This window comes from Stenotrophomonas sp. NPDC077420, assembly GCF_044543385.1.
GTDB lineage: Bacteria > Pseudomonadota > Gammaproteobacteria > Xanthomonadales > Xanthomonadaceae > Stenotrophomonas.
This window is the reverse complement of sequence record NZ_JBITVZ010000016.1, coordinates 77267-102949: the sequence shown is the minus strand read 5'-3', so window position 1 is coordinate 102949 and position 25683 is coordinate 77267. Positions and strand designations below refer to the sequence as shown.

23 protein-coding genes are annotated in these 25683 nt (G+C 67.0%); 13 read left to right on the top strand and 10 right to left on the bottom strand.

Going from position 1 to position 25683, the window contains the following annotated elements; genetic code table 11:
* Positions 1–317: 317 nt before the first annotated feature.
* Positions 318–1052: a 16S rRNA (uracil(1498)-N(3))-methyltransferase gene (locus ACIGII_RS15355; protein WP_399639290.1), complete on the bottom strand. Its 735-nt coding sequence runs from the start codon at positions 1050–1052 to the stop codon at positions 318–320.
* Entirely contained in the window at positions 1043–2434 is a 1392-nt protein-coding gene (gene bioA / locus ACIGII_RS15350) for an adenosylmethionine--8-amino-7-oxononanoate transaminase (RefSeq protein WP_399639291.1), read from the bottom strand. Before bioA ends, ACIGII_RS15355 begins: the two co-directional genes overlap by 10 nt.
* Before the next feature lie 62 nt (positions 2435–2496).
* Here bioA and nudE point away from each other — a divergent pair, with 62 nt between their 5' ends.
* The 9 genes from nudE (at position 2497) to ACIGII_RS15305 (ending at position 9355) form a co-directional block, all read left to right on the top strand.
* Complete coding sequence (nudE, locus tag ACIGII_RS15345) at positions 2497–3045, top strand: ADP compounds hydrolase NudE (protein WP_399639293.1); 549 nt, start codon at positions 2497–2499, stop codon at positions 3043–3045.
* Positions 3042–3845: a 3'(2'),5'-bisphosphate nucleotidase CysQ gene (gene cysQ, locus ACIGII_RS15340; RefSeq protein WP_399639295.1), complete on the top strand. Its 804-nt coding sequence runs from the start codon at positions 3042–3044 to the stop codon at positions 3843–3845. The genes nudE and cysQ overlap by 4 nt, the downstream gene beginning before the upstream one ends.
* An 11-nt stretch (positions 3846–3856) precedes the next feature.
* The gene (mazG, locus tag ACIGII_RS15335) at positions 3857–4669 is read left to right on the top strand and encodes a nucleoside triphosphate pyrophosphohydrolase (RefSeq protein WP_399639298.1); all 813 of its coding nucleotides are present in this window, start codon (positions 3857–3859) and stop codon (positions 4667–4669) included.
* Positions 4666–4989 (top strand): YnfA family protein, encoded by a 324-nt coding sequence (locus ACIGII_RS15330; protein WP_399639301.1) that lies wholly within the window; start codon positions 4666–4668, stop codon positions 4987–4989. Before mazG ends, ACIGII_RS15330 begins: the two co-directional genes overlap by 4 nt.
* A 58-nt stretch (positions 4990–5047) precedes the next feature.
* Positions 5048–6010 (top strand): SPFH domain-containing protein, encoded by a 963-nt coding sequence (locus ACIGII_RS15325; RefSeq protein WP_399639304.1) that lies wholly within the window; start codon positions 5048–5050, stop codon positions 6008–6010.
* Position 6011: 1 nt separating this feature from the next.
* The gene (locus ACIGII_RS15320) at positions 6012–6443 is read left to right on the top strand and encodes an NfeD family protein (RefSeq protein ID WP_399639306.1); all 432 of its coding nucleotides are present in this window, start codon (positions 6012–6014) and stop codon (positions 6441–6443) included.
* Between the two features lie 95 nt (positions 6444–6538).
* Positions 6539–7651: a glycine cleavage system aminomethyltransferase GcvT gene (gene gcvT, locus ACIGII_RS15315; protein WP_399639309.1), complete on the top strand. Its 1113-nt coding sequence runs from the start codon at positions 6539–6541 to the stop codon at positions 7649–7651.
* A gap of 62 nt (positions 7652–7713) precedes the next feature.
* A complete protein-coding gene (gene gcvH / locus ACIGII_RS15310) occupies positions 7714–8109 on the top strand; it encodes a glycine cleavage system protein GcvH (RefSeq protein WP_399639312.1) in 396 nt (131 codons plus the stop codon).
* Positions 8110–8815: 706 nt separating this feature from the next.
* Positions 8816–9355 carry a hypothetical protein gene (locus ACIGII_RS15305; protein ID WP_399639314.1) on the top strand — a complete coding sequence of 180 codons (540 nt, stop codon included), beginning with the start codon at positions 8816–8818 and terminating at the stop codon, positions 9353–9355.
* A 235-nt stretch (positions 9356–9590) separates the two neighbouring features.
* Here ACIGII_RS15305 and ACIGII_RS15300 read toward each other — a convergent pair whose 3' ends face one another.
* Positions 9591–10982, bottom strand: coding sequence for a serine hydrolase domain-containing protein (locus tag ACIGII_RS15300; RefSeq protein ID WP_399639317.1), 1392 nt, complete (start codon positions 10980–10982; stop codon positions 9591–9593).
* 140 nt (positions 10983–11122) lie between these two features.
* Complete coding sequence (locus ACIGII_RS15295; RefSeq protein ID WP_399639319.1) at positions 11123–12703, bottom strand: GMC family oxidoreductase; 1581 nt, start codon at positions 12701–12703, stop codon at positions 11123–11125.
* Between the two features lie 144 nt (positions 12704–12847).
* Between ACIGII_RS15295 and ACIGII_RS15290 the strand changes: the two genes are divergently transcribed.
* Positions 12848–14185: an NTP/NDP exchange transporter gene (locus ACIGII_RS15290; RefSeq protein WP_399639322.1), complete on the top strand. Its 1338-nt coding sequence runs from the start codon at positions 12848–12850 to the stop codon at positions 14183–14185.
* 29 nt (positions 14186–14214) lie between these two features.
* Complete coding sequence (locus ACIGII_RS15285) at positions 14215–14571, top strand: DUF1304 domain-containing protein (RefSeq protein WP_249832956.1); 357 nt, start codon at positions 14215–14217, stop codon at positions 14569–14571.
* Between the two features lie 514 nt (positions 14572–15085).
* Here the strand turns inward: ACIGII_RS15285 and ACIGII_RS15280 are convergent.
* The 3 genes from ACIGII_RS15280 to ACIGII_RS15270 all read right to left on the bottom strand — a co-directional run bounded on the left by ACIGII_RS15280 (position 15086) and on the right by ACIGII_RS15270 (position 19015).
* A complete protein-coding gene (locus ACIGII_RS15280; RefSeq protein WP_399639325.1) occupies positions 15086–15559 on the bottom strand; it encodes a hotdog fold domain-containing protein in 474 nt (157 codons plus the stop codon).
* Between the two features lie 82 nt (positions 15560–15641).
* A complete protein-coding gene (locus tag ACIGII_RS15275; RefSeq protein ID WP_399639327.1) occupies positions 15642–18122 on the bottom strand; it encodes an acyl-CoA dehydrogenase in 2481 nt (826 codons plus the stop codon).
* Positions 18119–19015, bottom strand: a complete 897-nt coding sequence (locus tag ACIGII_RS15270; protein ID WP_399657566.1) for an alpha/beta fold hydrolase — start codon at positions 19013–19015, stop codon at positions 18119–18121. The genes ACIGII_RS15275 and ACIGII_RS15270 overlap by 4 nt, the downstream gene beginning before the upstream one ends.
* Positions 19016–19118: 103 nt before the next feature.
* On the opposite strand from ACIGII_RS15270, the gene ACIGII_RS15265 reads away from it, so the two are divergent.
* Positions 19119–19721 (top strand): TetR/AcrR family transcriptional regulator, encoded by a 603-nt coding sequence (locus tag ACIGII_RS15265; protein WP_070209681.1) that lies wholly within the window; start codon positions 19119–19121, stop codon positions 19719–19721.
* Between the two features lie 139 nt (positions 19722–19860).
* Here ACIGII_RS15265 and ACIGII_RS15260 read toward each other — a convergent pair whose 3' ends face one another.
* The 3 genes from ACIGII_RS15260 to ACIGII_RS15250 all read right to left on the bottom strand — a co-directional run bounded on the left by ACIGII_RS15260 (position 19861) and on the right by ACIGII_RS15250 (position 24848).
* On the bottom strand, positions 19861–22623 hold the full coding sequence (locus ACIGII_RS15260) for a TonB-dependent receptor (protein WP_399639333.1): 2763 nt from the start codon (positions 22621–22623) through the stop codon (positions 19861–19863).
* Positions 22624–22978: 355 nt separating this feature from the next.
* Positions 22979–23803: a hypothetical protein gene (locus ACIGII_RS15255; RefSeq protein ID WP_399639471.1), complete on the bottom strand. Its 825-nt coding sequence runs from the start codon at positions 23801–23803 to the stop codon at positions 22979–22981.
* Positions 23804–23954: 151 nt separating this feature from the next.
* Positions 23955–24848 carry an Hsp33 family molecular chaperone HslO gene (locus ACIGII_RS15250; RefSeq protein ID WP_399639336.1) on the bottom strand — a complete coding sequence of 298 codons (894 nt, stop codon included), beginning with the start codon at positions 24846–24848 and terminating at the stop codon, positions 23955–23957.
* A gap of 83 nt (positions 24849–24931) precedes the next feature.
* Between ACIGII_RS15250 and mtgA the strand changes: the two genes are divergently transcribed.
* Positions 24932–25681 carry a monofunctional biosynthetic peptidoglycan transglycosylase gene (gene mtgA, locus ACIGII_RS15245; RefSeq protein ID WP_399639339.1) on the top strand — a complete coding sequence of 250 codons (750 nt, stop codon included), beginning with the start codon at positions 24932–24934 and terminating at the stop codon, positions 25679–25681.
* Positions 25682–25683 lie beyond the last annotated feature (2 nt).

Sequence of the window (25683 nt, the reverse complement as noted above, 5' to 3'; positions counted from 1 at the left end):
TACGTTCGATGCGTGCCGGTGATTCGGCGTTGTATCGACCAACGGTCGATACCTACCGGTGATTGGGCGTTGTATCGACCAACGGTCGATGCGTGCCGGTGATTCGGCGTTGTATCGACCAACGGTCGATACCTACCGGTGATTGGGCGTTGTATCGACCAACGGTCGATGCGTGCCGGTGATGCGGCGTTGCATCGACCAACGGTCGATGCGTGCCGGTGATTGGGCGTTGTATCGACCAACGGTCGATACCTACCGGGGATGTGATCGAACCGCGGGGCCGTCGGTAGGCCACGACCGTTGGTCGTGGCCCGCTTTCAGCCCAGATCGCCCAGCCGCGCCTGCAACGCCGCGATCGCCGCCAGCCCGGCGGTTTCGGTGCGCAGGATCCGCGGACCGAGCTGCAACCCCTGGAACCCGGCCTGCTGCAGGGCCAGCCGGTCGCGCGGCGACCAGCCGCCTTCCGGCCCGATCGCAATGACCACCCCGCCCGGCGCCGCCGACAGCGTGGACAGGCGGTGTTCGCCCTGCGGGTCCAGGGTCAGCTTCAGCGCGTCCGCAGGCATCGCCTGCGCCGCGTCCTGCAGGCTCTGCGGTGGTGCCACGCGCGGCACCCGGGCACGCCCGGACTGGCCACAGGCCGACACCACCACGCTGCGCCAGTGCGCCAGCCGCTTCTCCGCCCGTGTCGCATCCAGCTTGACCTCGGTGCGCTCGGCGTTGACCGGCACGATCGCCTGAACCCCCAGTTCGGTGGCCTTCTGCAGGATCAGGTCCATCTTCTCGCCACGCGCGATGCCCTGCAGCAGGGTGATCGACAGCGTCGATTCGTTGTCCAGCGCCTGCGCCCCGGTGACCTGCACGCGCGCGTCGCGCTTGCCTGCCTCCACCAGCGTGGCGCTGTAGTCATGGCCATCGCCATTGAACAGCACGCAGTGGTCGCCCTCGCGGAGGCGCATCACCCGCACCAGGTGGTTGGCCACGTCTTCGGGCAGCGACAGGGTCTGGCCCACGGCCAGCGGAAGGTCGACGTGGGAACGGGTCAGGCGCATGCAACAGCTTCCTCGATGGCAGCCAGGGTGGTCTGGGCCAGCAGGTCCAGGTGGTCGTCCTCCACGCAGTAGGGAGGCATCCAATACAGCACGTTGCCCAGCGGGCGCAGCACCACGCCATGCCGCAGCGCCGCGTTGTAGGCGCGCAGGCCGACCCGCGCGTCGGCAGGGAAGGGCGTGCGTTTGTCGCCGTTGCGGGTCAGCTCGAAGGCCACCACCATGCCCGCCTGGCGCACATCGGCCACATGCGGGTGGTCGGTGAACGGCGCGGACAGGGTGCGCATGACCTCGGCCGTGCTGCGGTTGCGCGCGATCACGTCTTCCGTGGCGAAGATATCCAGCGTGGCCAGCGCCGCCGCGCAGGCCAGCGGGTTGCCGGTATAGCTGTGCGAATGCAGGAAGGCGCGCTCACGGCTGTCGTCCAGGAACGCGTCGTACAGCGCCTGGGTGGCCAGCACCGCCGCCAGCGGCAGGAAGCCGCCGGTCAGGCCCTTGGACAGGCACAGCAGGTCCGGCATCACCCCGGCCTGTTCGCAGGCAAACAGCGTGCCGGTGCGGCCGAAGCCGGTGGCGATCTCATCGGCGATCAGGAACGCGCCGTTGGCATCGCACAGTTCGCGCGCCCGCTTCAGGTAGACCGGGTCGTGCACGCGCATGCCGCCGGCGCACTGCAGGCGCGGCTCCAGGATCACCGCACAGATCTCGCCCGGGTGCTGGTCGAACAGGTCGGCCAGGCGGTCGGCCGCTTCGTGCGCGCGCTGCGCCGCGCTCTGTCCGGGTTCGGCCAGGTAGGCATCGGGCGAGGGTGCGAACAGCGCCTCGGTCAGCAACGGCGCATAGACCCGCCGATACAGCGGGATGTCGCCCACCGACAAGGCGCCCAGGGTTTCGCCGTGGTAGCCGTTTTCCAGCGCCACGAAGCGGGTGCGGTGCGGTTCACCGCGGTTGCGGAAGTAGTGGAACGCCATCTTCAACGCCACTTCGACCCCGGCCGACCCGTTGTCGGCGTAGAACACCTTGGACAGCGGCGCGCGCCCGGCCTGGCGCGGCGCGATCGCCAACAGGCGCTCGGCCAGCCGTACCGCCGGTTCGTGGCTGAAACCGGCCAGCATCACCTGTTCCAGCTGGGTCGCCTGGCGCGCGATGGCGGCGCCGATGCGCGGCTCGGCGTGGCCGAACAGATTGGTCCACCAGCTGCTGACCGCATCCAGGTAGCGGTGGCCCGCGTGGTCGATCAGCCACGGCCCTTCACCCCGCGCAATCGGCACCAACGGCAAGGTGTCCGGGTGTTCGCGCATCTGCGTGCACGGGTGCCAGAGCACGGCCAGGTCGCGTTGCCGCCACTGGTCGGCCAGCGTGAGGGGGGCTGGGTCTGCTAGCATTTCGGGCTCATGGACACGTTTTCACCTGCCTGCATTCTATCGATCTCCAAGAGCCCGTTCGCATGACCCGTCGGTTGCCCACCATCCACCAGATCACGGACGAGGAAAGCGGGCCGTTCCAGCGCCAGCACCTGGACCTGGAATTCTCCAACGGCGAACGCCGCCGTTTCGAACGCCTGGTCAGCCGTGGCCACGGCGCCGTGGTGGTGGTGCCGATGCTGGACGATGAGACGGTCCTGCTGGTGCGTGAATACGCCGCTGGCGTGCATCGCTACGAGCTGGGCCTGGTCAAGGGCCGCATCGATGCGGGCGAGACCCCGGAACAGGCCGCCGACCGCGAACTGAAGGAAGAGGCCGGCTATGGGGCCCGGCGGGTGGACGTGCTGCGCGCGATGACCCTGGCGCCCACCTACATGAGCCATCAGTCCTGGCTGGTGGTGGCGCGCGACCTGTATCCCGAGCGCCTGGTCGGCGATGAGCCCGAAGAGCTGGAAGTGGTGCCGTGGAAGCTGGCCGACCTGGACCAGCTGATGCTGCGCGAGGATTTTTCCGAAGGACGCTCGCTGGCGGCGCTGTTCATCGCCCGGCAGTGGCTGGAACGCGGGGAATGATCAAACTCACCACCGCATTGCGCGAAACGGTGATCGCCATCGCCCAGGATGCCGCCGCGGCGATCATGGACGTGTACGCCCGCCCGTTCGATGTGGAGATCAAGTCCGACCGCAGCCCGCTGACCGCCGCCGACCTCGCGGCCAACCAGGTGATCCTGCGCGGACTCGGCCAGCTCACCCCGGACCTGCCGATCCTGTCCGAGGAATCGGCGCAGGTGCCCTGGGAGGTGCGTCGGCACTGGGGCGCCTACTGGCTGGTCGACCCGCTCGACGGCACCCGTGAGTTCGTCAAGCGCAACGACGAGTTCAGCGTCAACATCGCGCTGATCTACCAGGGCGCGCCCGCGTTCGGGGTGGTCCTGGCCCCGGTCAGCGGCGTGGCCTGGCACGCCATGCGCGGTGAACTGGCCTACCGCCGCGACGGCATCCACGATTCGGTGCTGCGCACCCGTACCCCCGCGCTGCCGCCGCTGCAGGTGGCCGCCAGCCGCTCGCACCGCAGCCCGCAGACCCAGGCGCTGCTTGACCGCATGGGCGAGATCGAGGTGGTGGCGCAGGGCTCGTCGCTGAAATTCTGTCGGCTCGCCGAGGGGACGCTGGACGTGTATCCGCGGCTGGGGCCCACGTCGGAATGGGACACCGCCGCCGGTCAGTGCGTGCTGCACGCCGCCGGCGGCGCGGTGCTTTCGGCCGCTACCGGCAAGCCGTTCCGCTACAACCGCCGCGAAACCCTGCTCAACGGTGACTTCATCGCCTTGGGCGATACCCAGCTGCCTTGGCGCAGCTGGCTGTCCGACTGACCGGAGCCCCGATGTCCGCACCTGCCGAACTCGACCGCCTGCTGGGCATCATGGCGCGCCTGCGCGATCCCCGCGACGGGTGCCCGTGGGACCTGCAGCAGGATTTCGCCAGCATCGCGCCGTACACCATCGAAGAAGCCTACGAAGTGGCCGATGCGATCGACCGCGGCGACCTCGACGATCTCTGCGACGAACTGGGCGACCTGCTGCTGCAGGTGGTGTTCCATGCGCAGATGGCCAGCGAGCAGGGCGCCTTCGGCTTTGCGGACGTGGCGCGCGCGATCAGCGACAAACTGCAGCGCCGGCATCCGCACGTGTTTGCGCAGGTCAAGGTCCAGGGGGCTGAAGACGTCAACAGCAACTGGGACGCGATCAAACGCCAGGAGCGTGCAGCCAAGGGCGATGCCGACGGTTCGGCGCTGGCCGGGATCTCACGCGGGCTGCCGGAATGGCAGCGTGCGCTGAAGCTGCAGGCACGCGCGGCGCGGGTCGGCTTCGATTGGCCGGGTCCGGCACCGGTGCTGGACAAGGTGCGGGAGGAGCTGGACGAGGTCGCCGCCGAGTTCGCCCGCGGCCCGGTGCAGGACAACCAGGCCCGGCTGCAGGAAGAACTGGGCGACCTGCTGTTCGTCTGCGCCAACCTGGCGCGGCATGCCCGGGTCGACGTGGGTGCCGCGCTGCGCCAGGCCAACCACAAATTCGAACGCCGCTTCCGCGCGATGGAAGCGCAGGCCGCCGCTGCCGGCCAGGGCATGGCCGAGCTCGACCTGGCGGCGCAGGAACGCCTCTGGGAGCAGGCCAAGGCCGCCGAAGGCACGCCGTGAAAACCCTGCTGCTGTTCGTGCTGACCGCGGTGGCCGAGATCGTCGGCTGCTACCTGCCGTGGCTGTGGCTGCGCCGCGACGGCAGTGCCTGGCTGCTGCTGCCGGCGGCCGCCAGCCTGGCCCTGTTCGCGTGGCTGCTGACCCTGCACCCGGCCGCCAGCGGGCGCGTCTATGCCGCGTACGGCGGTGTCTACATCGGCACGGCGCTGGCCTGGCTGTGGGTGGTCGACGGGATCCGCCCCGGCCGCTGGGACCTGCTTGGGGTGGGACTGTGCCTGGCCGGGATGGCGGTGATCATGTTCGCGCCACGGGCGGCCTGAGGCGGCAGCCCGCGCATTCGGCGGTATATTCGGGGTTACCCAGGGAAAGGAGTAGCCGATGTTTCCGACCGTGCTGTTTTCGTTGATTCTCGCCTTCGTGGCCGTGGTGATCCTGTTCAAGGCCGTGCGCATGGTGCCGCAGGGCTACGAATGGACGGTGGAGCGCTTCGGCCGCTACACCCACACCATGTCCCCCGGCCTGCACTTCCTGATTCCCATCGTGTACGGCGTTGGCCGCAAGGTGAACATGATGGAGCAGGTGCTGGACGTGCCCAGCCAGGAAGTGATCACCAAGGACAACGCCGCGGTGCGCGTGGACGGGGTGGTGTTCTTCCAGGTGCTCGATGCCTCCAAGGCCGCCTATGAGGTCGCCAACCTGGAAGTGGCGATGATCGCCCTGGTGCAGACCAACATCCGTACCGTGATCGGTTCGATGGACCTGGACGAATCGCTCAGCCAGCGTGAAGTGATCAACGCGCAGCTGCTCAGCGTGGTCGACCATGCCACCAATCCGTGGGGGGTGAAGGTCAACCGCATCGAGATCCGCGACATCCAGCCACCGCGCGACCTGCTGGATGCGATGGCGCGGCAGATGAAGGCCGAACGTGAAAAGCGCGCGCAGATCCTCGAAGCTGAAGGTTCGCGCCAGTCCGAGATCCTGCGCGCCGATGGTGAGAAGCAGGCCGCCGTGCTGGAAGCCGAAGGCCGCAAGGAAGCCGCGTTCCGCGACGCCGAGGCGCGCGAGCGCCTGGCCGAGGCCGAAGCCAAGGCCACTGAAATGGTGTCCGAGGCGATCTCCAAGGGGGATGTGCAGGCCATCAATTACTTCATCGCGCAGAAGTACGTGGAAGCGTTCAAGGAACTGGCGACCTCGCCCAACCAGAAGCTGGTGCTGATGCCGATGGAGGCCAGCGGCGTGATCGGGTCCATCGCCGGCGTGGCCGAACTGGCCAAGGAGGCATTCGCCCGGCAGGAAGAGAAGAAGACCACGCGCGCGGTGCCGCCGCGCATCGGAGGCTGAGATGCGCTGGGAAGTGGTCGGGTGGGGCGCGCTGGCGCTGGTGCTGTTCGCCGCCGAAGCGCTGGCACCGGGCGCGTTCATGCTGTGGATCGGCATCGGCGCGGCCGCGGTGTTCGTGCTGGTGGCCGTGTTCGCCGACATTCCGCTGCTGTGGCAGGTGGTGGCGTTCGTACTGCTCAGCGTGGTCTCGATCCAGTGCTACCGGCAGTGGGGGCGCAGACGTGCGCGGGAATCCGACGCACCCCTGTTGAACCGCCGCGCCGAGCAGCTGGTCGGCCGGGTGGTGGCGCTGGACCAGCCGATCGTGGCCGGCACCGGCCGCGCCAAGGTCGATGATGCGTTCTGGGTGGTGGCCGGGCCGGACCTGCCGGCTGGCACGCCGGTGCGCGTGGTGGCCGTGGATGGCATGACGCTCAAAGTGCAACAGGCCTGATCGCGCACCCACGGGGGATGGCGCACCGCCGCAGGCGTTGACGGAGCGGTTCTGGGATAATGACGACCTGCATTTTCATCCCCCGGATTGTGGTCATGACCCAGAAGACGCTACTCAACGATACCCACCGCGCGCTCGGCGCCAAGATGGTCGATTTCGGCGGTTGGGACATGCCCATCCACTATGGTTCGCAGCTGGACGAGCACCACCTGGTCCGCGCCGATGCGGGCATGTTCGATGTGAGCCACATGACCGTGGTCGACCTGCGCGGCGCGCAGGTGCGCCCGTTCCTGCGCCGCCTGCTGGCCAACTCGGTGGACAAGCTGAAGGTGCCGGGCAAGGCCCTGTACTCCTGCATGCTCAACGCGCAGGGCGGGGTGATCGACGACCTGATCGTCTACTACCTGGCCGACGACTTCTTCCGCATGGTGGTCAACGCCTCCACCCGTGAGAAGGACCTGGCCTGGATCCGCGAGCAGGCCGCGGCTTTCGAGGTGCAGGTAACCGAACGCGAGGACCTGGCGATCATCGCCGTGCAGGGGCCGACCGCGCGCGAAAAGGTCATCGGCCTGGTCGCCGAACGCGACCGCGCCGCGCTGCAGAAGCTGGGCCGTTTCGCCGCCGTGGACGCCACCGCCGCCAGCGGCGCGCCGCTGTTCGTTGCCCGTACCGGATACACCGGCGAAGACGGCTTCGAGATCCTCGTCGGCCAGGACCAGGTGGTCGCGTTCTGGAATGCCCTGGCGTCGGCCGGCGTGCGCCCGGCCGGGCTGGGCGCGCGCGACACGTTGCGCCTGGAGGCCGGCATGAACCTGTATGGCCAGGACATGGATGAGGCGATCAGCCCGTTCGAAGCGGCGCTGGCGTGGACCGTGGCACTGGACGAAGGTCGCGACTTCATCGGCCGTGACGTGCTCGAGGCGCAGAAGGCGGCCGGCGACGCGCGCCAGATGATCGGCCTGGTGATGGACGAGAAGGGCGTGCTGCGCCATGGCCAGGCGGTGACCACCGCCGGCGGCACCGGCGAGATCCTGTCGGGCACGTTCTCGCCGACGCTGGGCAAGGGCATCGCCTTCGCCCGCGTGCCGGGTGGCGAGCTCGGCCAGGTGCACGTGGACATTCGTGGCCGGCAGGTGCCGGTGCGCGTGGTGAAGTTCCCGTTCGTGCGCGAAGGCCAGGCGCAGCCCGGCGTGCTGGGCGAACGCTGAGCACCGGTTGTTTTACACTACCCCCGTTTTCTGACCCCCCTGAAATTCTTCGGAGCAGTCCCATGAGCGAGATCCCCGGCGACCTCAAATTCCTCAAGTCCCACGAGTGGGCGCGCGTTGAAGGCAACGGCCGCGTCACCGTCGGCATTTCCGACCACGCCCAGGGCCTGCTCGGCGACCTGGTGTACGTCGAGCTGCCCGAAGTCGGCGCCGAAGCGAAAGCCGGCGAGGCGATCGCGGTGGTCGAGTCGGTCAAGGCCGCCTCGGACGTGTACAGCCCGATCACCGGCACGGTGGTCGAGGTCAACAGCGCGCTGGCGGACAAGCCGGAAACCATCAATGAAGATGCCTACGGTGACGGCTGGCTGTATGTGGTCGAGCTGTCCAACAAGGACGAGTTGAACGACCTGCTGGAGCCGGACGACTACGCCGAAACGCTGGACGACGAGGACAACTGATCCTCGCCAGCCTGGAACAGAAACGGTCGCCCGGTGCGGCCGTTTTTTTTTGCCGGGTGCCCGGCAGCCGCCAAAAAGTTTGCGCAGTTGCGCGAATCCGGACGCAAAAAGCGTTGCCGGATGTGAAAAGTTTTCGCCCCCGTTTTGCCACAGTGCGGGAAGCGTCGGCGCGCCCATCGCCGCGCGGGCCGCGTGACCGTGCCGGCGCACGCTGTTCGAATGCGCGCTGAGCGAAAGTGCTTCTTTTAAGTGCTTTTCTTTCAACGCATCTGCGGCCGCGTGGATGCATGCGCGCGTTCGAAGCGGCATGGCGGGGCGCTGCAGGGTGCTTGGCGAGGCCGCGCGCGAGGCGCGTCGGGCACCCGCCATGTGAAAATTTTCAGCGGGGGTTGTTGACAGTGAAAAAAAGCGTGATTAGGTTTCGCCCAGCAGACCTTGCCTGCGAAACGAGCCAACCGAATCGACATCCAGTCGCGAAGCACAACCAGATCATCCACCGCGCGTCCGAGGACGGTGGAGTCGGGTTCGCTTCCTCCGGTGAAATGCAAGCTCACCCCCCATTCGATATCTGCCTGGCATCCACTGGCCGGTATCCCCGTATCCGTCACGACGCGCATGACGCGACGGCGGTCCCCGCAGGCAGTAACCGCGGGTTTGCTTTACCTGGGCGTTTCAACTCCATAGATCACTGACGAGGAGCCATCCCATGGCAACCAAGAAAGCTGCGAAGAAAAAGCCGGCCGCGAAAAAGGCCGTAAAGAAGGTCGCCAAGAAGGCGGCTGCCAAGAAGGCCGTGAAGAAGGTAGCCAAGAAGGCGGCTGCCAAGAAGACGGTAAAGAAGGCAGCCAAGAAGGCGACTGCCCGCAAGGCAGTGAAGAAGACGGCAAAGAAGGCGGTCCGCAAGGTCGCCAAGAAGGCCGCCGCCAAGAAGACCGCGAAGAAGGCAGTGAAGAAGACGGCGAAGAAGGCAGTCCGCAAGACCGCCAAGAAGGCCGCCGCCAAGAAGACCGCCAAGAAGGCCGTCCGCAAGGTAGCCAAGAAGGCCGCTGCCAAGAAGACCGCCAAGAAGGCCACCCGCAAGGTAGCCAAGAAGGCCACCGCCAAGAAGGCAACCGCGCGCAAGCCAGCCGCCAAGAAGGCGTCGGCGAAGAAGGCGGTGAAGAAGGTCGCCAAGCGCAAGCCGGCGGTCCGCAAGAAGAAGGCTGCAGCAGTCGCCCTGCCGGCAACCCCGGCACCGCTGATCTGATCGATTCCCGATAGCCGTACCTGAAACCCCTTCCCGGCGCCCAGCGGGAGGGGGTTTTTTTTTGCTGCGCAAAAAAAATCCCCCTCCCGCGAGGGATCAACGAACGTTGATCCCGACGGTAGCGCCGACTGTCAGTCGGCCCAGGCGGTATCGGGAGCCGGCCAGCGGCCGGCACTACAAAAAAAGGGCGACCCGTAGGCCGCCCTGTACCGGATGCGATATACCTCGCTGCCGCTTACCGCGGCGAAGCCACCGCGCGATCCGACGACACGCCCTTGCGCTTGGCCGGGCTGCTGTCTTCGGTCATCAGGTTGTCGCTGCCGAAGTCGGTGTCCACGTCGAGCCAGCGCTGCGCGGGCAGGCCCATCGCCGCATCCAGCACGGTGGGCAGCAGGCCGCTGGGCAGGCTGCTTTCGCCGTTCCACAGGATGGCGATGCCAAGGTCGCGCTCGGGCACCAGCGCCACCAGGCCACGGTAGCCCTGCACGGCGCCGGCATGGAAGACCACCTCATGCCCGGCGTAGTCAAAGTTGCGCCAGCCCAGTGCATAGCCGGCCGAATGCAGGCGCTGGCGGCGCCAGCCCGAACGCATTTCCCCCGGCGTGTTGACCAGGGTGGAATGCAGGGTCGCCAGCAGCGGGGCCGGCAGCACGTCGGGGCGGTGCCCGGTATGCGCGAGCAGCCACTGCGCCATGTCGCTGGCACTGGCGTTGACACCGGCGGCAGGCGCAAGGCGGTAATAGGTGGGCTTGGGGGTCAGCGACACCCAGCCGTTGCGGCTGCGCACGTGGGGACGTGCCCAGCGCGAGCTGGCCTGGATACCGGCCAGGCCCATGCTGGCGTCGTCCATGCCCAGCGGCTTGAACAGGCGCCGTTCCACCGACTGCTCGTAGAAACTGCCGGAGGCGGCATAGACCACGTCGCCGATCAGGCTGAAGGCCACGTTCTGGTACGCATAGCAGTCGCCCGGCAGGCACTTGAGCGAGGTGGCGGCCAGCTTGTGGGTCAGCGTGTAGTACTCGGCGTTGGCTTCCACGTCGCGGTCGTAGGCGTTGTACGGCAGGCCGACGCGGTGGCTGAGCACGTCGGCCACGGTCAGCCGGTCGGTGGCTTCCGGGCTGTTGAGCTGGAAGCCGGGCACGTAGTCGGTGACCTTGCTGTCCCAGCGCAGCGTGCCGTCGTTGACCAGCAGGCCGGCCATGGTGCCGGCAAACGCCTTGGACAGCGACGCCAGGCGGAACACGGTGTGCGCGTCGACCATCTGCGGGTTGTTGACGTCGGTAACGCCGTAGCCGCGCGCGCTGAGCACGCGGCCGCCCTGCACGATGGCCACGGCCATGCCGGGCACGCGTTCGCCATAGGTCAACTGCTGCGCCATCGATTCGATGTTGGCCACGTTGAACCCGGCAGCCGGCGGCAGCACCTTGGGATTGGCCGGGGTGGCGCGGTAGGCGGCAGGCTGGGTGTGCGCGATGGCAGGCGCGGCGCTGTTCTCGATGTTGACCGGGAACGCGGCCGGTGTCGCGCTCGGGGTCTGGGCGGTGGAGGACATGGCGATGGGCATCAGCATGCCCAACAACCCGGTGGCCGCCGAACGGATCGGCCGGCGCCTGCTGTTCTGATTCATCGTGTGGGACCTGTGCGCGCTGCGTGGGCCGATTCTAGCGCCGCTTTTCGTGATTGCACAAACAGAGCGAAGATGAATGCGTATCGCATTGAAAAGGCCCGGTTTTTGCAGGGGACGGGCGGGGCCATGTGAGGGCCTGTTCAGGTACCGCGCAGCCACGCCGCAGCGCGCTCGGCGATCATCAGGGTGGGGGCATTGGTGTTGCCGCTGACCAGGCGCGGCATCACCGACGCATCGACCACGCGCAGGCCGCGGATGCCCTGCACGCGCAGTTCCGGATCGACCACGGCATCGGCATGCTGCCCCATCGCGCAGGTGCCGACCGGGTGATAGATGGTTTCGGCTTTGGCGCGGATGAACGCCTCCAGCGCGGTGTCGTCCAGCTCCCGCTGGGCCGGGAAGAGGGGAGCGCGGCGCCAGCGGTCGAACCCGGGTTGGTCCAGGATCTGCTGCGACATGCGCACGCACTGCTTCATCATGGCCATGTCATGGCCGTCGGCGTCACTGAGGTAGTTGGCCTCGATCCGGGGCGGCGATGTCGGATCGGCATCGCGCAGCTGGATGCGCCCCCGGCTGCGTGGGTGCAGCGCGCAGGCATGCAGGGTGTAGCCGTCGCCGGGCAGGCGATGGCGGCCGTGGTCGTCGAGCATGGCAGGCACGAAGTGGAACTGCACGTCGGCACCGGCGTCGCGCGCCAGCGGCGAGCGGGCGAAGCCGCCGGCCTCGGCGATGTTGCTGGTCCCGGCGCCGCGGCGGCCGCGCAGGAAGTAGTCGAAGGCGATCCGGGCCTGGTTGCTGCGGTCGTAGCTGATGCCGGGGTGGGTGTGCACCAGGGTGCAGATGTCCAGGTGGTCCTGCAGGTTGCCGCCGACGCCGGGCAGGTCGACGCGGGTGCTGATGCCATGGGCGCGCAGCTGCCGCTGCGGGCCGATCCCGGACAGGAGCAGCAGGTGCGGGGAATGGATCGCGCCGGCGCTGAGGATGACCTCGCACGCGGCCTGCGCGTGCCGGTGTACGCCGCGGTGATGGTAATAGACGCCGGTGGCGGTATCGCCGTGGAAGCCCAGGGTGCGCGCGCGGGCATCGGTCAGTACGGTCAGGTTGCCGCGCCCACGCGCGGGCCGCAGGTAGGCGCTGGCGCTGGAGCAGCGCACCCCATCGCGCTGGGTCACCTGGTACAGGCCGACGCCAAGCTGGTCGGGCCCGTTGAAGTCGTCGTTGCGCGGGTGGCCGGCCTGCACGGCAGCGTCCAGGAAGGCGTCGGAGAGCGGATTGTGGTGGCGCAGGTCAGACACCGACAGCGGCCCGGCGTCGCCGTGCCAGGGGCTGGCGCCGCGGCTGTTGGCTTCGCTGTGCAGGAACCAGGGCAGCACGTGCGACCAGTCCCAACCGGTGGCGCCGGCGGCGGCCCAGCCGTCGTAGTCGGCCGCCACGCCTCGGACGTAGCACATGGCGTTGATGGCGCTGGAGCCGCCGAGCACCTTGCCGCGTGGCCACCACAGTCGCCGGCCATCGAGTGCCGGCTCCGGTTCGGTGTAGAGGTTCCAGTTGATGCGGTGGTTGTGGACCAGCCGGGCCAGGCCGGCCGGCATGTGGATGAAGGGGTTGCGGTCGCGCGGGCCGGCTTCGAGCAGCAGCACGCGGCAGTGCGGGTCGGCGCTGAGCCGGTTGGCCAGCACGCAGCCGGCCGAGCCGGCGCCGACGATGATGTAGTCGTACATGTCCGTTCCCCAACGGTGATGGTACGAGCATAAGGCAGTCGCCCCCTAGCGATGTTGCGGTGCATCGTTTACCGTGCGCGCTTTGCTGCCCGGAATCGCCACGATGCTGCCGCTGCCACGCCGCCTGTGCGGGACCTGCGCGCCATGAACGCCCCGGACCCGAGCGCGCCCGCGCAGCCCGGCCTGCGCGCGGCGCTGCGCCAGTCGCCGCCGCTGTTCTGGGCCTGCGTGTATTTCTTCTGCCTGCTCAGCGGCTATTACGTGCTGCGCCCGGTGCGCGAGGCGATGGCGGCGTCGGCGGACCTGCAGACGGTGTTCCCGCCGGCGCTGATCGCGTGGTTCGATGGCCATGGCATCGCGCTGCAGGACTTCGTGCTGCAGGTGCTGTTCACGTGCGTGTTCGTGATCATGGTGGTGCTGCAGCCGCTGTACGGGGCGCTGGTGAGCCGTTACCCGCGCCGGGTGTTCCTGCCGGCGGTGTACGGCTTCTTCATCGTGACGCTGCTGGGCTTCTATCTGCTGTTCGACAGCGGGGTGCCGGGGCGGGGGATGCTGTTCTTCTTCTGGACCACGGTGTTCAACCTGTTCGCGGTGGCGGTGTTCTGGAGCTTCATGGCCGACGTGTTCTCGAACGTGCAGGCGCGGGCGTTCTACGGTTACATCGGGGCGGCGGGTACGATCGGCGCGTTCCTGGGCCCGACGCTGACCTCGACGCTGGTGCAGCGGGTGGGCATCGCCAACCTGATGCTGGTGTCGGCCGGCTTCCTCAGCGTGTGCCTGTTCTGCATCTGGCGGCTGCGCTTGTGGGCGGTGGCCCGGGAGCAGGAGCTGCAGCTGGCCTCGGGCGAGGCGCCGATGGGCGGCGGGGTGCTGGACGGCCTGAAGCTGATCGCGCGCGAGCCGCTGCTGCGCTGGCTGGCAGTGATGGTGGTGTTCGGGGTGGGCATCGGCACGCTGCTGTACAACGAGCAGGCCTCCATCGTGCGCCGGCTGTACACGGACCCGGCGGCGAGCACCGCGTTCTATTCGCGGATCGACCTGGCGATCAACGCGCTGACGCTGATCCTGCAGCTGGGCGTGACCCGCTGGCTGCTGTCGCGCTTCGGCATCGCGCCGGCGCTGCTGATCCCGGGGTTTGCGATCATCATCGGCTTCTCGGTGCTGGCCGCCTCGCCCCTTCCGATGCTGGTGGCGGTGGTGCAGGTGATGACGCGGGCCAGCGAGTTCTCGCTGGCCAAGCCGGCCCGCGAGACGATCTTCACCCGCGTGGACCGGCAGTGGCGCTACAAGGCGGGCGCGGCCATCGACACGGTGGTGTACCGCGGTGGCGACCTGACCTTCGCATGGGTGCACAAGGGGCTGTCGCTGTTCGGCTCGCATGCGGTGTTCGCCGGCGGGCTGGTGGTGGCGGGGATCATGACGGCGGCGGCGTTCGGGCTGCTGCGCGAAGAAAAGAAGCTGCCGGTCGAGCGGCCGGAGTAAGCTGTTTCCAATTCGTTCGAGGTTTGCGCATGTACTGGACCGCACTGATCCTGACCCTGGTGGTCGCGCTGTTGCACGTGTACTTCCTGGTCCTGGAAATGTTCCTGTGGACGCGCCCGCTGGGCCTGAAGACGTTCCGCAACACGCCGGAGAAGGCGGAGACCACGCGCGTGCTGGCGGCCAACCAGGGCCTCTACAACGGCTTCCTGGCCGCGGGCCTGTTCTGGGGCCTGTTCGACCACCTGCCGATGCTGGTGAACTTCATGCTGGGCTGCGTGATCGTGGCGGGCGTGTACGGCGCCTACAGCGTCAACAAGCGCATCTTCGTCATCCAGGCCCTCCCGGCCATCCTCGCGGTCATCGCCTGGCAGTTCGTCCCGGCCTGACTCGCCCTGCGGTAGGTACCGACCGTTGGTCGGTGCGATGTTCGCGGAGAGCCAACAGCCGAGGCCTGCGAACGTGCTCGCGCTGGGCCGGCGGGTGTGGGTTTGCGGGACACGCCGTGAATCCATCCGTGGAGGCTTGTAGAAAACATCCATGTTTTCTACAGTCCCGCAAACCCACCCCCGCCGACCCTCCACAGTGTGTTGGTGGCCAAGGAAGATCAATGGCCGCCCCGATCTTTTTTCATGCGTTACTGGGCGTTGGTGCGTTCCGTGCATTCGTTCGGGAACCTGACCTGCCAGCGGCACCATGTAGAGCCACGCCCTGCGTGGCTGATTTTTGCTTCCGCACGCGACCCACTGTCGGGGGCGGCCGGCGGGTTGCCCCCGGAGGGACGCTAGAAAACATGGATGTTTTCTAGCAGCCTACAAGGACGTACTTGCGGCGTGTCCCGGAGCGGGGCTGCCCGACGGCCGCCCCTGCTCGTAAGAACTGAAACGCTGCTCTTCGCGAGAATCAACCGCGCTTGACCGGCGACACCCACATATCGATCCGCGCTTCGAACACCATCGTTCCGGCGGTATCACGCACCTGCACGTTCACCGGCAGCGCATAGCCCGCTTCGGCACTGACAATCGCCTGCGCAGGCGTGGCGACTGCATGCTGGGTGCCGGTCGCCTTGGCGAGGTACTTCACCTCCATGCCCTTGGGTATCCAGCGCATGCCCTTGGGCAGCGAGGCATCGACCATCAGGCCGGCGGTGAGCTCGGCCAGGTTGCACAGCGCGATCGCGTGGACGGTGCCGATGTGGTTGGTGACCCGGCGCCGGTGCGCGATGCGGCCTTCGCAGCGGCCCGGCTCGAGCATGGTGATGCGCGGGGCGATGCTGGCGAAATAGGGCGCCTTGAAGCAGACCGCGCGCGAGAACAGCCATTGGCCGGACGGCCAGCGCTGCATGCGGCGGTAGAGGGTCAAGAGGGGGGCGGACATCAGGAGGTCTCCTGGAATACGGCAGGGGCAATGAAAAACGGCGGACCGAAGTCCGCCGTTGTGAGCTACATCGAGGCTGGCGTTACGCCGCTTCCTGCGACTGCGCGTCCTTGCGTTCGCGGTCGTAGTAGCTGGCCGAACGCAGTTCGTGCGGCTCGAAGTCGTCCACCGTGATGGTGTCCATGGTCAGCGTGCGCAGCTCTTCCAGCAGCGTGCGCTCGTCCTGGGTGATCACCCCTTCAGCCACCGCTTCGTCCAGCTGTGCGTTGAAGTCCAGTGCTTCGATGCCCTTGGTCTTGAGCGCCTTGATGAACTTGCGCTCCACCGGCTCGGCCATGATCGCCTTGGACAGGTAGCTGTTGATGCGGCCACCCGGGTTGTTCTCGCACGGGGTCAGGAACACGCCACTGGCCAGGCGGTCGCGCGCTTCGTTGGGCGCCATCAGCAGCGCCGCCACGCGGTGGCCCAGGCGGTCGCCCGGGGCTTCGGCGCGGCGGCCGAACGGGAAGATCAGCAGCCACATCAGCCAGCCGATCGGACGGATCGGGAAGTTGCGCAGCGCCGCCGAGAGCGATTCCTCGATCTTGTGCACGCTGTCATGGAACGCCCAGGCCAGCAGCGGCTGGTCGGCCACCGGGGCGCCTTCGTCGTGGTAGCGCTTGAGCATGGCGCTGGTCATGTACACATGGCTCAGCACGTCGCCCAGGCGGCCCGACAGCGACTCCTTGAACTTCAGCTTGCCGCCGAGGGTCATCATCGAGATGTCGGCCATCAGCGCCAGGTTGGCCGAATAGCGGTCCAGCTTGCGGAAGTAGCGGCGGGTGTAGGCATCGCCCGGGGCGGCGCCGAAACGCGCGCCGGTCAGGCCCAGCCAGAACGAACGCACCGCGTTGGAGATGCCGAAGCGGATGTGCCCGAACAGGCTGCGGTCGAAAGCCTGCAGGCCGGCCTTGGTGTCCGGATCCTGCGCCGCCTTCATTTCCTGCAGCACCCACGGGTGGCAGAGGATCGCACCCTGGCCGAAGATCAGCAGGCTGCGGGTCATGATGTTGGCGCCTTCCACCGTGATCGCGATCGGCGCGGCCTGCCAGCTGCGGCCGGCGAAGTTGCGCGGCCCCAGGATGATGCCCTTGCCGCCGATCACGTCCATCACGTCCGAGATCACTTCGCGGCTCATGGTGGTGCAGTGGTACTTGGCAATGGCCGACGGCACCGACGGCACGTCGCCGCGGTCCACCGCCGCCGCGGTGGCCTGGCACAGCGCGCTGATCGCATAGGCCTTGCCGCCGATGCGGGCCAGCGCCTCTTCCACGCCTTCGAAGCGGCCGACCGACAGGCCGAACTGCTTGCGGATGCGCGCGTAGGCACCGGTGACCACCGCGCCAGCCTTGGCACCGCCACTGGCGGTGGAGGGCAGGGTGATCGAGCGGCCCACGGCCAGGCATTCGTTGAGCATGTTCCAGCCCTTGCCGGCCTTCTCGGCACCGCCGATCAGCTGGGTGAGCGGAATGAAGACATCCTTGCCGCGGATCGGACCGTTCTGGAAGGTCGAGTTCAACGGGAAGTGGCGACGGCCGATCTCGACGCCGGCGGTGTCGCGCGGCAGCAGGCCCAGGGTGATGCCGATGTCGCGGGTCGGGCCGATCAGGCCGTCCGGGTCGTACATGCGGAACGCCATGCCGATCAGCGTCGCGACCGGGGCCAGGGTGATGTAGCGCTTGTCGAAGGTGAGCTTGACGCCGAGCACCTGCTCGCCGTTCCACTCGCCCCTGCAGACGATGCCGTAATCGGGAATCGAGGTCGCGTCCGAACCAGCGAACGGACCAGTCAGGCCGAAGCACGGCACTTCACGGCCGTCGGCCAGGCGCGGCAGGTACTGGTCCTTCTGTTCCTGGGTGCCGTAGTGCACCAGCAGTTCGCCCGGGCCCAGCGAGTTGGGCACGCCAACGGTGGAGCTGACCACGCTCGACACCGACGCCAGCTTCTGGATCACCTTGTGGTGGGCCAGCGCGCTGAAGCCCAGGCCGCCATATTCCTTCGGGATGATCATGCCGAAGAACTTGTTCTTCTTGATGAACGCCCACAGCTCCGGCGGCAGATCGGCGTAGACGTGGGTGATCTCCCAGTCGTTGACCATCGCGCACAGTTCTTCCACCGGACCGTCCAGGAAGGCCTGTTCTTCGGCGGTGAGCTGCGGCTTGGGGTAGTTGAGTAGCTTGTTCCAGTCCGGGTCGCCGGTGAACAGCTCACCTTCGAACCCGACCGAACCGGTTTCCAGCGCGATGCGCTCGGTCTGCGACAGCGGCGGCAGCACCTTGCGGAACACCTTCATCATCGGCGCGGTCAGCAGCGGCTTGCGGATGAACGGCAGCAGCAGCGGCACGGCGATGACGGCGACGATCGCCGCAGCCACGATGGTGGCGGTCTGGTTGACATAGGGGACGAACCAGCAGGCCGCCAGCAGCACCAGGCTGACGAGCGTCCAGGTGATCAGCCGCATCCGGTGGTAGGCGACGATGGCGCCTGCCAGCAGGATGGCGAGGAAGGGAACGACATAGCTCATGAGCGTGCTCCGGTGACGTGCTCGGTTGTGGCGGACAGTGCCACGGCGGAGGCCGAGGGCAACACGTCCAGATAGTCCAACACAGTAGCGGTAAAGGCGTTGTTGTCGTCGCCGGCGACCATGTGGGTGGCCTCCGGCAACTGCACGTGGCGTGCATGCGGCACCAACGCCAGGAATTCGGCCACCGTCTGTGGGGTGACCAGGGTGCTGCGTCCGCCGCTGACCAGCAGCACCGGGCATTTCACCTGGCGCGCTGCGTCTGCAAGCGCGTCCTGGTGCTGTTCGCTGTCGCGCGCCAGTTCGGCCACCAGCCGCGGGTCCCAATGCCAGCGCCAGCGGCCGTGGCCGTCTTCGCGCAGCAGCGCGCGCAGCGCGTCCTCGGACTTGCGTGGACGGTGCGGCAGGTAGGCCGAGATCACATCGGCGGCCTGTTCCAGCGTCGCGAACCCTTCCGGGTGCGCGGACATGAACTGCAGGATCTTTTCGACCCCGGCGGTATCCCAGCGCGGGGTGATGTCCACCAGCACCATGGCCGAGAACAGCCCCGGCCAGCGCGCTTCGGCCAGCAGGCCGAACAGCCCGCCCATCGAGGCGGCGACCAGCACCGGTGGCTGCGGCTGTTCGCCGGCCAGCACGATCAGGTCGTCGGCAAACTGTTCGCCGTGATAGGGCAGGGCGGCCGGATTCCAGTCCGAATCGCCGTGGCCGCGTGCGTCGTAGGCCAGGGTCTGGTACCCGGCGGCCTGCAGCGCCTGTGCGGTCGCCGTCCAGGCATGCCGGGTCTGGCCGAAACCATGGGCGAACAGCACGGTGCCGCGGCGACCGGGGTCGCTGCGGGTGGCCGCCAGCACGGTGTCGTGGGCGGCGGTCAGGCGGAGGGTGGGCGTTACCATACCGGCTAGTATGGACCTGCCTTTGGGCGTGTCAATACCGGTAGGTATGGTGGACCGATCAATTCCACACAAACCGACCCCGGCGTATGGTTAAATCATCAGCATGAATGAACCCGAAGCTACTGCCGGCGAGCCGAGAGCCGGTCGCAACAGCCGCCTGAGCGCGGAAGACTGGGCCCAGGCCGCCCTGGACCTGATCGCTGAACAAGGTGTGGGGGCCGTGGCGGTGGAGCCGCTGGCGCGGCGGCTGGGGGTGACCAAGGGCAGTTTCTACTGGCACTTCCCCTCGCGCGATGCACTGCTGCAGGCGGCGCTTGAGCGCTGGGAACTGTTCGAACAGGAACAGGTATTCGGCAGCCTGGAAGATGTGCCTGATCCCAGGGCGCGCCTGCGCCAGTTGTTCCAGGTCGTGGCGCACGAAGTGCAGCCGCACATCATCTACAGCGAACTGCTCAAGGCGCTGGACCACCCGATGGTGCGGCCGGTGATCGATCGCGTTTCGCACCGCCGTCTGGAGTACCTGGTGGCCTCGTTCCGCCAGGCCGGGTTGAGCCGCACCGACGCGCAGCATCGCGCGCGGCTGGCCTATGCGGCGTACGTGGGCTTCCTGCAGCTGTCGCTGCAGCTGCAGCAGCCCAAGCCGGCGCGCGAGGATTTCGAAGCGTATGTGGAGCACGTGATCGAGACCCTGATCCCGATCGGGTGAAGTGCACTGTCATGCACGGAAAAAGCCGCGAAAGCGGCTTTTTTTGTGTCTGCGCCATCGGCGCGCGACAGCGTATCGCGCAAAAAACAACGGCCCCTTTCGGGGCCGTTGCTGCATCAGGTACCGATCAGTGGATCGATCAGAACTTCTGCTTGTACTGCATGTAGTAGAAGCGGCCCGGCAGGTCGTACTGCGGGTCGAACATGTTGTACGCAACCACGTACGAGGTCGGCGGCTGCTTGTCCCACACGTTGTTCACGCCCAGCATGACGGTGCCGTTCCACGGGGTGTTGTAGCGGAACTGGATGTCATGGTAGGTGGTCGCGCCGATGTAGTTGGTGCCATTGGCGCCGTCGGAGCAGTAAGCGAACGCCACCGGATCTTCTTCGGCGTCGAACGGGCACTGTTCGGTCAGGCCGGACTTGTAACGCAGGCCGTAGTTGACGCCGAAGTCCTTGAAGCTCCAGTCGACGTACAGATTGCCGCGGATGCGCCAGTACGGATCCTGGTTCAGGTAGTTACCCTGCAGGCCGTCCGCGGTCGCGTCGGCGGTTGCCTTCTGCTCCCACTTGCTCAGGTAGGTGGCATCCAGGTTGATGCTGAACTGACCGATGCTGGTTTCCGGCAGGCGGTAAGCAACGCCCAGGTCCCAGCCTTCAACGTCGTACGACGCCAGGTTCAGCAGCGGCATGCGCACGCCGGTGATGGCGTAGTTCTGCGTCGCGGTGCCGTAGGTCGGATCACGGGTGATCAGACCGCAGTACAGCGCCTGCTGCTGCGGCGAACCGGTGTAGCAGAAGTTCACGATGTCCTGGATGTCCGGACGGGTGATCGCGTCTTCGATTTCGATCTGCCACCAGTCCAGGGTGACGTTCAGGCCGGTCACGAAGCTCGGGCTCCACACCAGGCCCAGCGTCTTGCTGGTCGAGGTTTCCGGCTTCAGATCCGTGTTGGAGGTCCAGGTGAACGGTTCCGGCGCCTGGCGCGGGCCGCTGCCACCACCCGGCTGGACGAAGCCGGCCGGCACGCCTTCGGCGGCGCACTGCGCGGCAACGGCGCCAACGCGGCGGCCGCTGTGGGTCGAGCAGGGATCGACGAAGGTTTCGAACGAGTCGGCATCACCGGCGAACAGATCGTTGATGCTCGGCGCACGGAAGCCTTCGGACCAGTTACCACGCACCATCAGGTCGTCGATCGGCTTCCAGCGGAACCCGAACTTGTTGTTGGTGGTGTTGCCGAAGTTGCTGTACTTGGAGTAACGCGTAGCAGCGCTGAAGTCGAGCAGCTTGGCACCCGGCAGGTCAGCCAGGACCGGGATCGACAGTTCCAGGTAGAACTCGTCCAGGTCGTAGGAGCCCTTGGTCGGCTTGGCGCCATTGCCGGTGCTCAGGCCCGAGGCGATGAAGGCGTCCGGGTCGAACTGGCCGCTCTCCTTGCGGTACTCGTAACCGGCTGCGAAGGCCAGGTCACCTGCCGGCAGCGGAACGATGGTGCCGGAGATGTTGGCGTAGTAGCCCTTCGACTCGAGGGTCGAGGAGTCATGCGCGGTGAACGCGGTGTAGTCGATCGCGGCCTGCGAGATCGAACCTTCCGGGCCCAGCGGGTTGACCGGCACGCAGCCGTCGATCACGGCACCGGCGGCGGTGAAGCAGGTCGGAACGCCATTCACCAGGCGCGACGGGCCGTAGGCCGCCGCCAGGTTGGAACGGTTGAACAGGCCGTAGGTCAGCACGTTCTCGTCGGTCTTGTCGTAACGGTAACCGGCATCCCAATCGAAGGTGCGGTCAGCGAATTCGAAGAAGCCTTCGAAGCCACCGTAGAAGTGCCAGTTCTTGACGTTCTGGTTGAACGAACGACCGCCACTCTCGTTGAAACGACGGTTGACGCCGGTCAGGGCGACGCCGTACGGGTTGTACATGCTGGCCGCGCTGAGCGTCTGGTTGGTGACCGGCATGGCCGCCAGCAGCTGCTCGGACTTACGCTCGTTGTACAGGGCCTCGGTCTTGAACGTCACGTTGTCGGTGATGTTGTAGGAACCGCTGGCGAACAGCGAGGTGCGCTCCTGCGGGGTCAACAGGAAGTTGTCCGGCGAGCTGTTGTAGCCGTGGATGTCCGAATTGAACAGCGTTTCCACGCCGTCGACGATCACGTAGCGATTGCCGTTGCGGATGTACGAACCCGGCAGGCCCGTGGTGCTCTGGCCGCTGTAGAACGGCGGGCCACCGGCGGAGATCTTGCGATCACCGGCCATGACCGATTCTTCCTTGACGTAGGAAGCGCCCAGCATCACCGACGCGCGATCGGTGGTGGTGCCCAGCACGAAGTCATAGGCCTCGCGCTCGCCGTCACCCTGGCTGTACTGGCCCTTGTAGACGTTGGCTTCCGCGCCGTCGAAGTTGCTCTTCAGGATGATGTTGACCACGCCGGCGATGGCGTCCGAACCGTAGATGGTGGAAGCGCCGTCCTTCAGGACGTCGATGCGCTCGACCATGGCCGACGGAATGGTGTTCAGGTCGACCGAACCGGTGATGCCGGTGGTCCAACGACGGCCGTTGACCAGCACCAGGGTACGCTGGCTGCCGAGGTTGCGCAGGCTGATGCCCGAGGTACCGTCGCCGCCGTTGTTGAAGGTGCGGTTCAGCGCGGCGCCGCTGGCGGAGATGCGCTGCAGGATGTCGGCGACCGAGGTCACGCCCTGCTTGTCGATGTCCGCGCGGCTCAGGCTCAGCACCGGCTGCGAGGTCTCGATGTCGGTGCTCTTGATGCGCGAGCCGGTGACCGAGATGCGATCCAGGTTGGTCGTGTTGGCGGCTTCCTGCGCCTGCGCGGCGGCGCTGCTGCCGGCCGTGACGACCAGTGCAACGACCACTGCGTCACGCAGCTTGTTGGACTTAAAGTTCATTGCTCTCTCTCTCCAAGGGAATCTTGGGTATTCACTGGGGTGTTTGCCGGGGGCGGTGCCAAGAAGAGCACCAAAGACCACAAGGCTGACTCGATAGTAACTGCCACTTCGAAAGAATTAAAGTAGCGTTAATGAAGTCTGTGATCTGTGTGAAATTCGGCAAAGTCCTTGTGGATCAATGGCCTGGAGAGGTCATACGCGACAGATGGGCCATTTGTTAAAAAAATGTTAGCAAAATAGTTGCAGTTGATTTGTCACGCTGTGTATCAGGTTGGCGTGTTCAGCAGGCCCGGAAACGACAAAGGCGCGCCATGGGCGCGCCTTTTCTTGTCCGGCCTGCGACATGCGCAGACGCTTACAGGTCCTGCTCGTAGCGGACGTAGGGGACGGTGCCCTCGTCGGTGCTCTCGTTGCGCGGCGCGAACGGGTTCTTGCCGCGGGTGATGACGTTTTCCGCGCCCACGGTGAGCTGGCCGCTCCACGGGGTCCGCCAGGTCAGTCCCACGCCCAGCCCTTCCCATTTGCCGGGCTGGCCGGGCACGTCGACCACGCGGCCGATGATGTTGCCGCTGAAGTTGCCGTAGCCGGCACCCAGGGTGAGGCTCTTGCTGTCCCAGCGGTCGACCAGGGCAGGGGAGACGTCGGACAACGGCACCAGGCGGGCCTTGGCGTAGGTGCCGCCAATGGACACGAAGCCTTCACGGCCGATGTTCTTCTGGCCGAACACGGTCAGGTCGTTCTGCTCGGCGCGCAGCGCCGGCGACTTGTTCGGGCCTGCCAGCCACGCCGGCAGGGTGTCCTTGCCGGTGCCGGCGGTAATGCCGAAGCGACCGCCCGGGCGATTGAACGCGGCCGTGCCGGTGACCCGGCGGCTCAGGGCGTTGTCGTCATCGTCACCCAGGCTGGCCAGCATGCAGTGACTGGCCAGGCCGCTGATGCTGGTGCCGCGGCTGCTGTTGCAGAGCAGGCCCAGCGAGTCGCCGGAAGACAGCCCGAAGGCCGCGTCCAGCGAGCTGCGCCCGAAATGCCAGCGCGCGCCGGCGGCCTGTTCGCCGGTGGGTTCCAGGTACAGCAGGGCTTCGACCTTGCCGCTGCCCTTGTTCCACACGGGAATGACGGTGCTGTCCTGGCGTGCCTTGGACTGCGCGTGCGCGCCCGGGATCGCGGCAAGGGCGATCATCAGGGCCAGCGGTAGACGCAGAAGGGAACGCATGGGAACTCTCAGACAACAGCGATGAGTACAAGTTCCCGCCAAAGCGGGAGACTGATCCTAGGGCGTTTATGATTTCTTAACAAGTCTTGGTTCTCCCCAGAACAAAACTCGCGCGGCGTTACTGAAGCCGTTCAGGAGCCGGCAGGGCAACGGCGGCGTCGTGGAACAGTATGTCGAATTCCGTCAACGGAAAGTGATACTCCCGTCCGCAGAATTCGCAACGGATCTCAACGGCGCCGGTGGGTTCGGCGGCCGCGCGGGCTTCGGCTTCGCCCAGCGACTGCAGCATGCCTTCGACCCGCTCCCGCGAGCAGGAGCAGGCAAAGCGCAGCGGGCGCTCGCCGAGCAGTTCCGGCTGCTCTTCATGGAACAGGCGGTGCAGCAGGGTGTCGGCCGCGACATCCAGCAGTTCCTGCTTGCCTAGGGTGTCGAACAGGGCGCTGGCGCGGGTCCAGCCGTCGGTGTCGCCTTCGTCGCCGGGCAGCTTCTGCAGCAGCAGGCCGGCGGCGCGGGTGCCGTCACAGGCCAGCAGCAGGCGGGTCGGCAACTGCTCGGACTGGCGGAAGTAGTCTTCGAAGGCCTCGTCCAGGGCAGCGGCATCCAGTCCGACCAGGCTCTGGTAACGCTGCGGCTCGCGCGGGTCCAGGCCGGGGTTCTCGATGGTGATGGCCAGCAGCGCGTCAGCGCCCAGCGCGGTCAGGTCGCGCGGGGCGTCGCCGTCGTCGGCCAGCTGGACGATGCCGCGCAGGGTGCCGGCAGCGGTGCACTCGGCGAACAGGGTCCGCAGGGCGGTGCTGCTGCGCAGCTGGATCGCCAGGCGGCCGTCGACCTTGGTGTGGCCGGTGAACAGGGCGGCGGCGACGCTGGCTTCACCGAGCAGTTCGGCGGCGGCGGGCGGGTAGTGGCCGTGGGACAGGATTTCCTGCCAGGCGGCATCAAGGTGCACATGCACGCCGCGCACGCCGGCGTCGGGAAGCAGGAAGCGGACGAGGGAGTCGGTCTGGGCGGTCATCGGGTCGGTGGCTGCGCTTAAGTTATGGGGGCTGGTTGCCGGATAATGCGCCGACTACCGTGCAAGCAGAGGATGCACCAGTAATGGGGGCAGAGCGCAGCAACCACAAGGCCGAACCGGGCCAGGAACCGTCGCACCGGCGCCGTTGGCGCTGGAAATACCTGCTGTGGCTGCCGGTGCTGTTCGTGGCCGGGAGCGTGCTGCAGGTGGTGGTGCTGCGGTTCGTCGATCCGCCGCTGTCGACGGTGATGGTGTGGCGGTACGGCGAGGCGCTGGGCGAGCGCGACTGGGGATTCCGGCTGCATTACCAGTGGCGCGACCTGGACCGGATGGCGCCGAGCCTGCCGATTTCGCTGGTGGCGGCGGAGGACCAGCGCTTCCCGCAGCACAATGGGTTCGACCTGAAGGCGATCGAGAAGGCGCGTGACCACAATGCGCGCGGCGGGCGCCTGCGCGGGGCCAGCACGATCAGCCAGCAGGTCGCCAAGAACCTGTTCCTGTGGCAGGGCCGCAGTTGGCTGCGCAAGGGGCTGGAGGTCTGGTACACGGTGCTGATCGAGGCGCTGTGGCCGAAATCGCGGATCCTGGAGATGTACGCCAACATCGCCGAGTTCGGTGACGGCATCTATGGGGCGCAGGCGGCGTCGAGGCAGTTCTGGAACAAGGATGCGGCGCGGCTGACGGCGGCGGAAAGCGCGAAACTGGCGGCGGTGCTGCCGGCGCCGCGCCGCTACAATGCGGCGCGACCGGGGCCGTATGTGCAGCGCCGGGCGAACTGGATCCAGCGCCAGGCACGGCAGTTGGGCGGCGATGCGTACCTGCAGGAGGACTGAGC